Genomic DNA, 12,589 nt, shown 5'->3' on the forward strand with positions numbered 1-12,589 from the left:
ATTAATCAGAGAAACTCATAGAAAATAGAGGTGCTACTACTTGGTATATAAAAAAATAAAGCCGAAAAAAATTTATGAAGAAGTCAGCGATGAACTTTATGAAATGATTCGGTCAGGCAGCCTGAAACCAGGTGAACAATTGGATTCGATTCAGCAGCTTGCGGAAAATTTCCAAGTCGGGCGCCCGGCCATCCGTGAAGCATTAAGTGCATTGAGTTCAATGGGTCTTATTGAAATAAAACAAGGTGAAGGAACATTCGTTAAAACCTTCGACCCCGCCATCATGAACCACCCCTTGTCTGCCGCCCTTTTGATGGATCAAGACAATATCAAGCATTTACTGGAAGTTCGGAAAATACTTGAGTCCGGTACGGCAGAAGTGGCAGCGAAAAAAAGAACGGAAGAAAACCTTATCGAACTCAAGGACAGGCTTTTTAATATGGAAAAGGTATCAGATGATGAAGAACTCAGTGATAAAGCGGATATCGCCTTCCATGTTGCAGTGGCAAACGCATCACAAAATGAGCTGCTGATTACATTGATGAACCATGTTTCAGAATTAATGATGGAAAAGATGCGTGATATCCGTCGGATTGCGCTTTATTCCGAAGAGATGACACTTAAGCAGCTTTATCAGCAGCATGTCAGGATTTATGATGCAATCTTGGCACAGGATGAAGACGGAGCCCGCAGTGCCATGCTGTTTCACCTTCAAAGTGTCGAGGAATCACTTGACCGGGTCATCCAAAAAAATCAGTAAAAGCATAGTTGACCTTTCATTAATTTCAAAAATACCCTATACAAAAAAGGATAAAATTGATATATTATTTTGAAAACGATTATCTCATTTAAAAAATCATGGAAATTGGTATATTCTCTAAACCATTTCCTTTTTCCATTTTCTAGTCATCAGATGACCTGTTAACTTATTTGAAATAGGAGGAGTTCAGATTGAAAGTTACTCTCTTTGCAACATGTTTAGTCGATTTGTTTCAATCCAATGTCGGCAAAGCGACAGTGGAGCTACTCGAGAGATTAGGCTGTGAGATCGATTTCCCGGAATCCCAGATATGCTGCGGACAGCCGGCATATAATAGCGGGTATACGAAGGAATCGAAGGAAGCCATGAAAAAGATGATTAAAACGTTCGCGGATGCTGAATACATCGTAACCCCTTCCGGTTCCTGTGCAGCGATGTTCAAGGAATATCCGGCCCTATTCAAAGGGGATGCCGAATGGGAAAAGAAAGCGGCATCATTAGCGGCTAAAACATATGAATTGACCCAATTCATCGTGGATGTCTTAAAAGTGACCGACGTCGGGGCGACCCTTAAGGGAAAGGCCACTTATCATACTTCATGCCATATGACACGGCTGCTTAAGGTCAAGGAAGCACCTGCCATTTTGTTAAGCCATGTCAGGGGGCTGGAAATGACACCACTTCCGGATGCCCAAAACTGCTGCGGGTTCGGGGGAACCTTTTCGGTCAAGATGGGTGACATTTCCGGGCAAATGGTCGAGGAGAAAGTCTGCAATATTGAAGATACCGGGGCAGATTTTTTAATCGGCGGGGATGCAGGATGTTTGATGAATATCGGCGGGCGGATCCAAAGGAAGGGGCAACCGGTGCAAGTGCTTCATATTGCGGAAGTCCTGAATAGTATTTAAAGAAAGCGAGGAGGGGAAAAAATTATGGCTATGAAAACCAGCTCTGCCAAGTTTAAAGACCGGGTGGATGAAGGAATACATAATGATTTTATGCGATTGGCCGTATCGAGTGCCCAAGAACGATTACACGGACGGCGGCTGACTGCCGTTGATGAATTGGGAAGCTGGGAGGATTGGCGTTCCCTTGGGGAAGAAATCAGGCAGCATGTGCTTAGTAACCTTGATTTCTATTTGCACCAGCTCGCAGAAAATGTTTCGAAAAGAGGCGGTCATGTCTTCTTCGCTCAAACGGCTGAAGAAGCAAGCGGTTACATCAAGGATGTTATTGTAAAAAAGAATGCCAAAAAGGTCGTGAAATCCAAATCGATGGTCACGGAAGAGATCAATTTGAATGCCACTCTTGAGGCAGTTGGCCTCGATGTCGTTGAAACGGACCTTGGTGAATACATTTTACAAGTGGATGATCATGATCCCCCTTCCCATATCGTCGCACCTGCTCTCCATAAAAATAAGGAGCAGATTAGGGATGTTTTTAAAGAAAAGCTTGCATATACGCAAACTGAAAAGCCGGAAGAGCTTACCGCCCATGTCCGGGGCATTCTGCGGAAAGATTTCTTAAGCGCCGATGTGGGCATTACCGGCTGTAATTTCGCGATTGCGGAAACGGGCTCGATCGGACTGGTGACGAATGAAGGAAATGCAGATTTGGTCACCGCCCTCCCAAAAACGCAAATCACCGTGATGGGAATGGAACGGCTTGTACCTACATTCGATGAATTCGAAGTCCTTGTCAGCTTATTGACAAGAAGCGCTGTCGGCCAAAGATTGACCAGTTACATCACCGCACTTACCGGTCCGCGTGATGAAGGTGATGTAGACGGACCCGAGGAGTTTCACCTTGTGATCGTGGATAATGGACGCTCCTCCATCTTGGGAACTGAGTTTCAATCCGTTCTTCAATGCATTCGCTGTGCTGCCTGTATAAATGTCTGCCCTGTCTATCGCCAGGTTGGCGGTCATTCATATGGTTCAATATACCCCGGACCAATCGGTGCTGTGCTTTCACCTTTACTCGGAGGATATGATGATTTCAAGGAACTTCCATATGCCTCCACTCTTTGTGCCGCCTGTACAGATGCCTGTCCGGTAAAGATTCCTCTCCATGATTTACTGAGGAAGCATCGGGAAGTCATCGTTGAAAAGGAAAAAATGGCGCCGTTTTCAGAAAAGATGGCCATGAAGGCCTTCGGAATTGGTGCGGCATCGCCTATGCTTTATAAATTCGGCTCCAAAATCGCACCATCAGCGATGTCCCCTTTTAAAACGGGGGATATCATCTCGAAAGGACCGGGACCGCTCAAAACTTGGACAGAAAGCCGCGAGTTCCCTGCTCCAGGGAAAGAGAGCTTTCGGGACTGGTTCAAAAATCGGGAAAAAGGAGGGAAACCATCATGAATGGAACCATCCATAATGAAGGGACATTTTTAAACAATATAGCAAAAAACCTGGGAAGGGGTCCTATTACGGAAGGCATCTCCGTTCCGGAATGGAAGCACGCCCCCCAAAAAGAAGTTTTGATACATGCGACACCAAATGAGCTTGTCGCGGAATTGGAGGAGCAATGTAAACGGGTGCATACTCAATTTCACGTTACCGACTCCAAGAAAGTGATGCATTGTTTAACACAGGTGATCGAGGAGCTTGGAAACGGACCCTTGATCATCCCTAAGGACGATCGGTTTTCCGACTATGGGTTAGAGGGTATCTTAAAGGAAAAAGATGTCCATATATGGGATCACCAAGCCGGCAAAGAAAATATCGAAAAAGCCGAAAGTGCTAACATCGGAATCACATTCAGTGAGATGACATTAGCAGAATCAGCGACCGTCGTCTTGTTCAGCGACAAGGATCACGGCCGTTCCATCAGCTTCCTTCCTTCTTGCCATGTTTCCATCATTCCAAAAAGCACCATCGTACCGCGAATGACCCAGGCTGCTGCGGCCATCCGTTCAAAAGTTAAACGGGGCGAGGTCGTTCCTTCCTGCATCAATTTCATAACAGGCCCGAGCAACTCTGCTGATATCGAAATGGACCTTGTCGTCGGAGTCCATGGCCCCATCAAAGCGGTCTATATAATCGTCGAAGATAAGTAGAAATAAGAAATAGAAAATGGAGAGGACCTAAATTAGGCCTCTCCATTTTTAACTTTCACTATATTATTCGTAAATGATCCGATCAACCGCTTCGCGATCGAGGCGTTTAATCACTTCGACAATGAGCTTAACTGCATTCTCATAATCATCCCTGTGAAGCATTGCTGCGTGTGAATGAATGTAGCGTGTGGCAATCGTGATCGCCAGAGCGGGAACACCATTTGCCGTTAAATGGATGGAGCCGGCATCCGTCCCGCCGCCTGGAATCGATTCATATTGATAAGGAATATTCATTTCATCAGCCGTGTCGGTGACGAAATCGCGCAATCCCTTATGTGCCACCATCGATGAATCATAGATGACGATTTGCGGGCCTTCCCCCATCTTACTCATCGCTTCTTTTTCGGAAACCCCCGGTGTATCACCAGCAATGCCGACATCGACGGCAAAGCCGATATCCGGCTGAATTTTGAATGTGGATGTTTTGGAGCCACGCAGGCCGACCTCTTCTTGCACTGCGCCAATTCCATATACTACATTAGGATGGTCGCTTTCTTTCAGCTGTTTAAGCACATCAATGGCGATTGCACAGCCAATTCGATTGTCCCAGGCTTTGGCGAGAAGCATCTTTTCATTATTCATGACCGTGAATTCAAAATATGGCACAACCATATCCCCTGGCTTGACGCCCCATTCCTTAACCTCTTTTTTGCTGGATGCACCAATATCAATAAACATATCTTTAATATCAATCGGCTTCTTCCTTGCATCGGCTGACAGGATATGTGGCGGCTTGGAACCGATAATGCCAGTTATATCACCTTTACCTGTAACGATCGTCACGCGCTGGGCCAGCATTACCTGTGACCACCAGCCCCCTACCGGCTGAAAACGCAAAAATCCTTTATCATCAATTTGGGTGATCATGAAACCGACTTCGTCCATATGCCCGGTAACGACGATTTTCGGTCCGTTTTCATCTCCCGTTTTCTTGGCAATCAAACTCCCCAGGCCATCTGTCGATATTTCATCCGCAAATGGTGTTATGTATTCGGTCATCACTTTTCTTACTTCACTTTCATTTCCTGCAATGCCTTTAGCATCCGTTAAGTCCCGAAGCATCTTTAACGTTTCATCCAATTGAGCCATTCTTTTACCTCCCTATAACTTACATTACAAGAATAATTATACAGACAATCGATTACATAAACAATCAGTAGCCTTGCTTTTGCCTTTCGTAATTCACTTCATTTTTGCTTACATACGCTTTTTCCACATCCATTGCCGAAAATCCAAGCAACTCCCCTAAATGTAAATACGCAGCAAATACCCTTTGGAAAGATGACTCTGTCAACTGTGTGCGAAATTCACTGATGTAGCCGTAAATAGCAGTAAATTGAACAGTCAAATCCTCCTGATGCATGGTTGGGCCAGATGGAACTTTCGGTACAAATCCCCGTTCGATCCCGAGTGACAAAATGAAATGAATGCCATCCACGTATTCAGCCAAAATCGTTTCTTTATCAGAGGGGCCTTTAAGACTCCAGAATTTAAAACATCTCGTTTCATTGGCTAGCTCACCAAGCTCCACTAAAAGAGCAAGTATCTTCCGTTCCACCAAGTCTTCAGAACCCAATTCATGCTTTGATTGTATATGCTCATCCAAAGCTGCCTGCATTTCCATTAATTTACCTATGTTCATTTTCATCACTTCTTTCCTTGTCTTCCCCTAAATTATATCAAATAAATGAAACTTATTAAAAACCCATACGTAAATGAAGGGAATCACTCTGTTTAAGGAGGTAGCTCCATGGTATTGATCATGCGGTTCATTCTTTTGGCTCTCATCATTTTCTTAATATATACAGTCATCAAATATCTATTTAATCCGAAAAGAAAATTAGAGCTGGCACATGAACAGAAAAAGTTCTTTCTGCTCGACGATACAGCCAATATACGAAAGAATTTTTTATTGACGTACAACGGGGTGATGTTTGAAGGGGAAAAGTATCTAGGGACGACGGAACGCTCCTTTGAGGTCATCTCCATCTTCATATGGCCCAAGAAAGTGGCCGGCCTAAAAGGCTTGAAGCGAAATGACTTTTTAAAAATCGAGGAAGCCATAAAAAAACAATATCCGGATGCCGTTATTGATTGGAAAAGCCCTGTTAAGGAATTTTTACAAAAATGAAAAAAAATCACACGTAATGAAGAGCCTTGAGAAAAATGTACTCAAGGCTCTATATTAATCATCTGAACGAAAAAATTCCTTCCAGGGAACGACCGTCTGCTTCTCTCTCAATAAATAGAGCAATAAGGTTAAGGATAATAAAATGATGACGATCAGGGTTGGACTGAAATCTGAAATATAGTGGCCAAAAACCGTATATACGAATGCTACAGGGAGATTAGTCATGAAGGATAGATAAAAATAATTTTTCAGCCCTTTATTGGATTCCAATAAGCAAAGCGACAGCAAGTAAAAGTGAATGAATGGTATTAGCCTCAGTACTGCAATTTGCCGGCTGTTTAGCTTTCGGTTTCCAAAAAGCTTATTCTTAAGTCGCAGCAGCCTATCCTTTGTTTTCGGAAATTTGCCTATCACGAAATAAAAGGCCATACTGGACAACGTCAAACCGATTACCGAATAGATGGTTCCAAAAGCTGCCCCGAATAATACTCCTCCAGACATGCAAACCACAATGACGGGAATGAATAAAAATTGCCTTAATAAATGAAAAGTGATAAAAATTAACGGTGCAAACACGCTTCCTGATTGAACGTAGCTCATCACAAGTGTCAGTTTATCATTCATGCTCTCCCTCCAGCTACTCTTTGCTGCTTCTACAAGCATATACATTATAGCGGCTACATATTACAATTGAATGAATATCTTAATCAATAAGCCTATCTGAAGAATCATCAATATCGGCAGGCCCCACTTAAAAGCGGCATGCTTCGTCTTATGGCGGAATTGCTTCATCCCCAAAAAGGACCCAGTCCCTCCGCCTATGACCGCCCAAAACCAAAGTGTCTTTTCACTGATCCGGTACTCCCCATTACGCGCTTTCCTTTTGTCGATTCCCATTAAGGCAAACCCGATGATGTTTGTGATGATCATATAAGCAGCAATGAACCATACTCCTTGCATCCTTATTCCCTCCTTTAAATATGTAAAAAGCCACCCTCTTGAAAAGAGAGTGGCTGTATCAGTCAGACTTATTTGTCTAATTGTTGTTTAGCAGCAGTTGCTAATTGAGCAAAAGCTTGTTCGTCAGCAACAGCAAGATCAGCAAGCATTTTGCGGTTCACTTCGATACCAGCAAGCTTTAGACCATGCATTAAACGGCTGTAAGAAAGACCGTTGATGCGTGCTGCAGCGTTGATACGAGTGATCCAAAGTTTGCGGAAATCACGTTTCTTTTGACGACGGTCACGGAAAGCATAGTTTCCTGACTTCATTACTTGTTGGTTAGCTACTTTGAAAAGAATATGTTTCGCGCCATAGTAACCTTTAGCTAATTTTATTACCTTTTTACGACGTTTGCGAGTAACAGTACCGCCTTTTACACGTGGCATGTTATTTCCCTCCTATTTAACTCGATAAATCGAACTTATTTAATGTTGTCTAGCATATGACGAATACGTTTGAAGTCACCTTTGCTTACAAGGCTAGCTTTGCGAAGCTTACGCTTTTGCTTAGTAGATTTGTTAGCAAATAAATGGCTTGTGTAAGCGTTAGAACGCTTAAGTTTGCCGGATCCAGTCTTTTTGAAACGTTTAGCAGATCCGCGGTGAGTTTTCATTTTAGGCATAAGGTATTCCTCCTCATTACAAATTACTTTACAATTACTTTTCGTTTTTCGGTGCTAAGATAATGAACATGCTGCGCCCGTCCATTTTTGGGTGTTGCTCGATTGTAGCCACTTCTTTACATGCTTCAGAAAAACGAACGAGTACACGTTGACCAATTTCCTTATGCGTAATGGCACGTCCTTTGAATCGGATAGAAGCTTTTACTTTATCGCCTTTTTCAAGGAATTTAATACCGTTGCGAAGCTTCGTATTGAAATCGTGTTCTTCAATCGTCGGGCTCAAACGAACCTCTTTCAGACTGATGACTTTTTGATTTTTACGTGCTTCCTTGTCTTTCTTTTGCTGCTCGAAGCGGTGTTTTCCGTAGTCCATGATCCGGGCTACCGGAGGCTTTGCATTTGCAGCAACTAAAACTAGATCAAGATTTACACGAGCGGCAATTTCCAATGCTTCGAATTTCGTTTTAATTCCAAGTTGTTCTCCGTTTTGGTCAATAAGACGAACTTCACGGGCTCGGATGCCCTCGTTTACCATCGCGTCTTTACTAATAGTTAGCCACCTCCAAAGATATTGGCGAATACGAATATTTGAATAAATTCGGTCACGCTCACAACTCGCTTACAGGATATAATCATAATAAAAAAGTGTGGATGCATGCTGCACCCACACTGATAGACTCATTCAGAAAGATCCAAATAATCAAATCATGACCTGTTAACTGCATTGTTTGCGTCAACCAGGTGAGAAGCGGGTGCTTCTTCTTTTCATCAAACACGTATTCAATTCACTTTAGAAATATATCATAAACACTGATGACTTGTCAAATGCTAATTTATTCGTTTTTCACAACAAAATTAATATTATCAGACATTCAGTTATTTGACAATACGTTTTTTAAAGTAATTTGGACAAAAAATATTCATCATGATACTTCCCATCAAAAAACAATGATTCCCGCTTTATTCCTTCCTTTTCAAAACCCATCTTTCGATATAAGGAAAGCGCAGGGGCGTTGTTTGCAATCACGGACAATTCCAGGCGCCGGATTCCGTTTGTCCGTGCATGCTCCTCCATTTTTTGAAATAGCTTCGTACCAATGCCTTTTCCCCGGTCAGTTTCATTGATGCCGATGACGATTTTGGCTGAATGCCTCGTTCGGCCCATTTGATTGCCCAATAAGATCAGGTAACCATACAGTTCATGGCCGCTAGCAGCAACGAGGAAAACGGAAAGGGGATTTTTTTCGATTTGCTCCATTTGCTTCTCCATTTGTTTCGCTGTCGCTTTTCTTTCTCCAGGGTTGAACAGCATATACCCGGAATCTTCAACATGATTGAACAGAGCAGCCAAGTTATCCGCGTCTTCCCTTGAAGCCTTTCTAATCTCCATTTATCCCCACTCCCCCTTTGGTTACAGTCCATACTGACAGAAGCCTTCAAATGTTAAGAGTTTTCTTTCGCCTTTTTCTTTTTCTCAATGGCGTCCCAAGAAAATAGGGCTATCCAAAATAACAGGACCGGGACGATGGCATATTGTCGATAACCATCCAATAACAATAAGATGATGATGACAAGGAATGTCGGTCCGAATAGATAAGTAAATTTCTTTTTCATGCTGCCCCTCCTTTTCATTGCTGTACATATTTTCACATGATGGTTTCATTTTATCATGCCATAATTAAAAAGAGGGACACAACTATATGTGCCCCTCTTTTTGATGTTAACGGCTTACTTCAGCCTTAATCGCTGAAACGAAATCTTCAAAAGCGATCGTTTCGGATTTTTGTTCACCGTACTTACGTACATTCACGCTGCCTTCTTTGGCTTCGTTGTCTCCAACAACCAGCATGTACGGGATTTTTTGCATTTGCGCTTCACGGATTTTGTAACCGATTTTCTCGTCACGTGTATCCAGATCGACACGAATGCCTTGCGCCTTAAGTTTTTCCTGTACTTCTTTCGCATAATCCAAGTGCACCTCAGGTGAGACCGGGATCACTTGTGCTTGGATAGGTGCAAGCCAAGTCGGGAATGCCCCCTTGTATTCTTCGATCAAATAAGCGACAAAACGTTCCATTGTGGAAACGACACCGCGGTGGATAACAACCGGACGATGCTGCTTGCCGTCCTCACCGACGTAATTAAGATCAAAACGTTCAGGAAGCAAGAAATCAAGCTGAACAGTGGAAAGCGTTTCATCTTTCCCTAAAGCAGTACGTACCTGAACATCAAGCTTAGGACCGTAGAATGCCGCCTCACCTTCCGCTTCAAAGTAATCCAGACCAAGTTCATCCATCGCGCCTTTTAACATGCTTTGCGCTTTTTCCCACATATCATCATCATCGAAGTATTTTTCTGTATCCTGCGGATCGCGATATGACAGACGGAATGAATAATCCTTGATATCGAAATCTTTATATACTTCCAGAACCAGGTTCACAACGCGCTTGAACTCTTCTTTGATTTGGTCGGGGCGGACAAAAATGTGTGCATCATTCAATGTCATCCCACGTACACGCTGAAGGCCTGAAAGGGCACCTGACATTTCATAGCGGTGCATCAAGCCTAGCTCGGCAATCCGGATTGGCAGTTCCCGGTAGCTGTGGATGCTGTTTTTATAGACCATCATGTGATGCGGGCAGTTCATCGGACGCAGGACAAGCTGTTCGTTTTCCATCTCCATGACAGGGAACATGCCGTCCTGGTAATGATCCCAGTGTCCAGAAGTTTTATAAAGGTCCACGCTACCCATTACAGGTGTGTAGACATGGTCATAACCCAACCGTTCTTCCTTGTCCACGATATACCTTTCGATTGTCCGGCGGATGGTCGCTCCTTTTGGCAACCACATCGGCAGCCCTTGCCCCACTTTCTGTGAGCTCATGAACAAGTTCAATTCTTTACCGATTTTACGATGGTCACGTTCCTTTGCTTCTTCAAGGAAACGCAGGTGTTCGGCCAAATCTTCTTTTTTATAGAAAGCCGTACCGTAAATGCGTTGCAGCATTTTGTTTTTGCTATCGCCTCTCCAGTATGCTCCAGCGATGCTCAATAGCTTGAATTCTTTGATTTTCCCAGTTGATGGAACATGAATTCCACGACAAAGGTCAAAAAATTCACCCTGCTCATAAAGCGTTACCTGCTGATCGGCAGGAATTGCATCGATCAACTCCAATTTATACTCGTCGCCTATTTCTTTAAAACGGGAAATCGCTTCATCACGACTTACTTCGATGCGGGAAATTTCTAAGTTCTCGTTGACGATTTTCTTCATTTCTTTTTCAATCAATGGAAGGTCTTCGGGAGTCAATGATTCCTCCAGATCCATATCATAGTAAAAGCCGCCCTCGATGACTGGACCTACGCCGAATTTAGCGTTTTTGTACAAACGTTTGATCGCCTGTGCCATCAAGTGCGCTGTACTGTGACGCAATACTTCAAGAGCATCCGCTGTGTCCTGTGTGACGATTTCGATTGAACCATCTTGTTCAATCGGCCGTTTCAAATCATATAATTCACCATTGAATTTTCCGGCAATGGATTTTTTCCTTAAACCAGGACTGATGGATGCAGCGATGTCTTCAGTTGTTGTGCCTTTAGCAAACTCCTTAACCGCTCCGTCAGGAAAAGATATTTTCAGTAATTCTGACATTGAGTTTCACTCCTTCTTATTGTTCGAACAAATTACGGGTATTTGATTCCATTACAACACAAAAAAGCCCGTCCCTGTATAAAACAGGGACGAGCTTAGTAATAAATATCATTAACCCGCGGTTCCACCCTCGTTCCAGCTTGCTTTTCACGGCAAAATGGCACTTGTAACTTGGTAACGGCAGCTTCCCGTCAGCTCATATTCACAGGATGCCTGCTTTCCGAGCCGAAGTTTAAAGGTGGTAAGTGTTCCATGCGAATAGGAAGCTTACAGCCTGTTGGCTCCCCTCTCTGATAATCGGCGACTAGAATACCCTTGTCCTCATCATAACTTTTAGTTTTTTAATAGTATGTAGGAAATTATAATTTGTTATACGGTGAAAATCAAGGTTAATTTTCTTTTTTCCACGAAAGATCATTCAAATGCATAGAAAATGACGAAAGTGGCAGGATAGTGGCCCGTTCTTCGAAAATCCTTGAAATGGTCTGGATCAGCCCCTCATCCTTGTCATCGGTATAGATACACAAGTTTTCAGGAGCAATCGATAAAAGCGGGGCAAGTATCACCGTATCGAGAAATAGTGAACTTTTGGCAAGAAGCCTCCTGTCGATCATACTATTGATTTTTGGGCGGTCGAGCTTGCTGAACTTCTGATCATAGAAATGAAAACCATCCCGGTTGACCAGGTGAAGCTTTCTTAATTTCGACTCCTGCCCTTGAAGGCAATCACGGAGCGTAGCAATGAAATTTTGATAGTCCTGTTCCAGCTTGTATTCATCAATCGCCTTGACGACAAACTTTTCCAACGTGTGCTGAAATGATTTCAAACGGAAGGTCGTAAAAGAATCGAATGAAAAAGATACCTTTCCAGCCAAGATGCTTTGAAGTCCCTCCTCAATCAATCGTTTCTCCATACTGAATGCTTCATCTTGACTCCTGGCTCTTTCCACCTCGATGATTGATGATGCAATTTCAATGATGGCTTCAATTTCTTCCCGTTCCCTATAAAAAAATTTACCGACTATTATTTGCTCCAGAACAGGAAGCGTCTTTTCTTCCAATAAAAAAGAATGAAATGCATCACGAAGCAGAATTAGCCATTCATCACCTGAAGACTCCGTCATATCCACATACATGCCTTGTTGCGGAAGAAATCGAATATATGCTTGAAATTCTGCCCCCAGTGGATGGACAGAAACGAAATTCAGTAATTTCAATGCCTCTGAATCGTTTTGAAACGAAATTTGCACTACGACATCCCCCCTTCCCCCTTGCTTCTTTTTTCATGTATATGGGGATGG

The 12,589-nt window shown here is 43.1% G+C and carries 16 protein-coding genes and 1 other annotated feature; of the genes, 5 read left to right on the top strand and 11 right to left on the bottom strand.

The annotated features are described in order from the left end of the window. Window positions 1-40: 40 nt before the first annotated feature. The 4 genes from ACIROD_RS06460 to ACIROD_RS06475 all read left to right on the top strand — a co-directional run bounded on the left by ACIROD_RS06460 (window position 41) and on the right by ACIROD_RS06475 (window position 3,821). Window positions 41-760 carry a FadR/GntR family transcriptional regulator gene (locus ACIROD_RS06460; protein ID WP_402938859.1) on the top strand — a complete coding sequence of 240 codons (720 nt, stop codon included), beginning with the start codon at window positions 41-43 and terminating at the stop codon, window positions 758-760. Between the two features lie 191 nt (window positions 761-951). Further along, window positions 952-1,668: a (Fe-S)-binding protein gene (locus ACIROD_RS06465; protein ID WP_101222868.1), complete on the top strand. Its 717-nt coding sequence runs from the start codon at window positions 952-954 to the stop codon at window positions 1,666-1,668. Window positions 1,669-1,692: 24 nt separating this feature from the next. After that, window positions 1,693-3,123: a LutB/LldF family L-lactate oxidation iron-sulfur protein gene (locus tag ACIROD_RS06470; protein ID WP_230176764.1), complete on the top strand. Its 1,431-nt coding sequence runs from the start codon at window positions 1,693-1,695 to the stop codon at window positions 3,121-3,123. Next, window positions 3,117-3,821, top strand: a complete 705-nt coding sequence (locus ACIROD_RS06475; RefSeq protein WP_402940125.1) for a LutC/YkgG family protein — start codon at window positions 3,117-3,119, stop codon at window positions 3,819-3,821. Before ACIROD_RS06470 ends, ACIROD_RS06475 begins: the two co-directional genes overlap by 7 nt. Before the next feature lie 63 nt (window positions 3,822-3,884). Here ACIROD_RS06475 and ACIROD_RS06480 read toward each other — a convergent pair whose 3' ends face one another. Continuing rightward, window positions 3,885-4,970, bottom strand: coding sequence for a M42 family metallopeptidase (locus ACIROD_RS06480; RefSeq protein ID WP_101222873.1), 1,086 nt, complete (start codon window positions 4,968-4,970; stop codon window positions 3,885-3,887). Window positions 4,971-5,034: 64 nt separating this feature from the next. Further along, complete coding sequence (locus tag ACIROD_RS06485; protein WP_402938864.1) at window positions 5,035-5,529, bottom strand: dUTP diphosphatase; 495 nt, start codon at window positions 5,527-5,529, stop codon at window positions 5,035-5,037. Between the two features lie 102 nt (window positions 5,530-5,631). Between ACIROD_RS06485 and ACIROD_RS06490 the strand changes: the two genes are divergently transcribed. Further along, window positions 5,632-6,012, top strand: coding sequence for a sigma-w pathway protein ysdB (locus ACIROD_RS06490; protein ID WP_101222875.1), 381 nt, complete (start codon window positions 5,632-5,634; stop codon window positions 6,010-6,012). A gap of 54 nt (window positions 6,013-6,066) precedes the next feature. Here ACIROD_RS06490 and ACIROD_RS06495 read toward each other — a convergent pair whose 3' ends face one another. The 9 genes from ACIROD_RS06495 to ytxC form a co-directional block, all read right to left on the bottom strand. Then, window positions 6,067-6,636: a TVP38/TMEM64 family protein gene (locus tag ACIROD_RS06495; protein WP_063232748.1), complete on the bottom strand. Its 570-nt coding sequence runs from the start codon at window positions 6,634-6,636 to the stop codon at window positions 6,067-6,069. A 60-nt stretch (window positions 6,637-6,696) separates the two neighbouring features. Continuing rightward, complete coding sequence (locus tag ACIROD_RS06500; RefSeq protein ID WP_101222879.1) at window positions 6,697-6,972, bottom strand: DUF1294 domain-containing protein; 276 nt, start codon at window positions 6,970-6,972, stop codon at window positions 6,697-6,699. 68 nt (window positions 6,973-7,040) lie between these two features. Further along, entirely contained in the window at window positions 7,041-7,400 is a 360-nt protein-coding gene (gene rplT / locus ACIROD_RS06505) for a 50S ribosomal protein L20 (RefSeq protein WP_034309067.1), read from the bottom strand. A 35-nt stretch (window positions 7,401-7,435) separates the two neighbouring features. Continuing rightward, window positions 7,436-7,636: a 50S ribosomal protein L35 gene (gene rpmI / locus ACIROD_RS06510; protein ID WP_034309070.1), complete on the bottom strand. Its 201-nt coding sequence runs from the start codon at window positions 7,634-7,636 to the stop codon at window positions 7,436-7,438. Between the two features lie 34 nt (window positions 7,637-7,670). Continuing rightward, entirely contained in the window at window positions 7,671-8,171 is a 501-nt protein-coding gene (gene infC / locus ACIROD_RS06515) for a translation initiation factor IF-3 (RefSeq protein ID WP_034309072.1), read from the bottom strand. Between the two features lie 98 nt (window positions 8,172-8,269). Continuing rightward, window positions 8,270-8,406, bottom strand: a sequence feature (ribosomal protein L20 leader region). Between the two features lie 125 nt (window positions 8,407-8,531). Next, window positions 8,532-9,026 carry a GNAT family N-acetyltransferase gene (locus tag ACIROD_RS06520; RefSeq protein WP_230176763.1) on the bottom strand — a complete coding sequence of 165 codons (495 nt, stop codon included), beginning with the start codon at window positions 9,024-9,026 and terminating at the stop codon, window positions 8,532-8,534. Between the two features lie 53 nt (window positions 9,027-9,079). After that, window positions 9,080-9,250 carry a hypothetical protein gene (locus tag ACIROD_RS06525; protein WP_157831018.1) on the bottom strand — a complete coding sequence of 57 codons (171 nt, stop codon included), beginning with the start codon at window positions 9,248-9,250 and terminating at the stop codon, window positions 9,080-9,082. Window positions 9,251-9,356: 106 nt separating this feature from the next. After that, window positions 9,357-11,288, bottom strand: coding sequence for a threonine--tRNA ligase (gene thrS / locus ACIROD_RS06530; protein WP_101222884.1), 1,932 nt, complete (start codon window positions 11,286-11,288; stop codon window positions 9,357-9,359). 389 nt (window positions 11,289-11,677) lie between these two features. After that, the gene (ytxC, locus tag ACIROD_RS06535) at window positions 11,678-12,538 is read right to left on the bottom strand and encodes a sporulation protein YtxC (RefSeq protein ID WP_402938868.1); all 861 of its coding nucleotides are present in this window, start codon (window positions 12,536-12,538) and stop codon (window positions 11,678-11,680) included. Between the last annotated feature and the right edge of the window lie 51 nt (window positions 12,539-12,589).

Source organism: Peribacillus sp. NPDC101481 (assembly GCF_044767165.1).
Taxonomy (GTDB): domain Bacteria; phylum Bacillota; class Bacilli; order Bacillales; family DSM-1321; genus Peribacillus.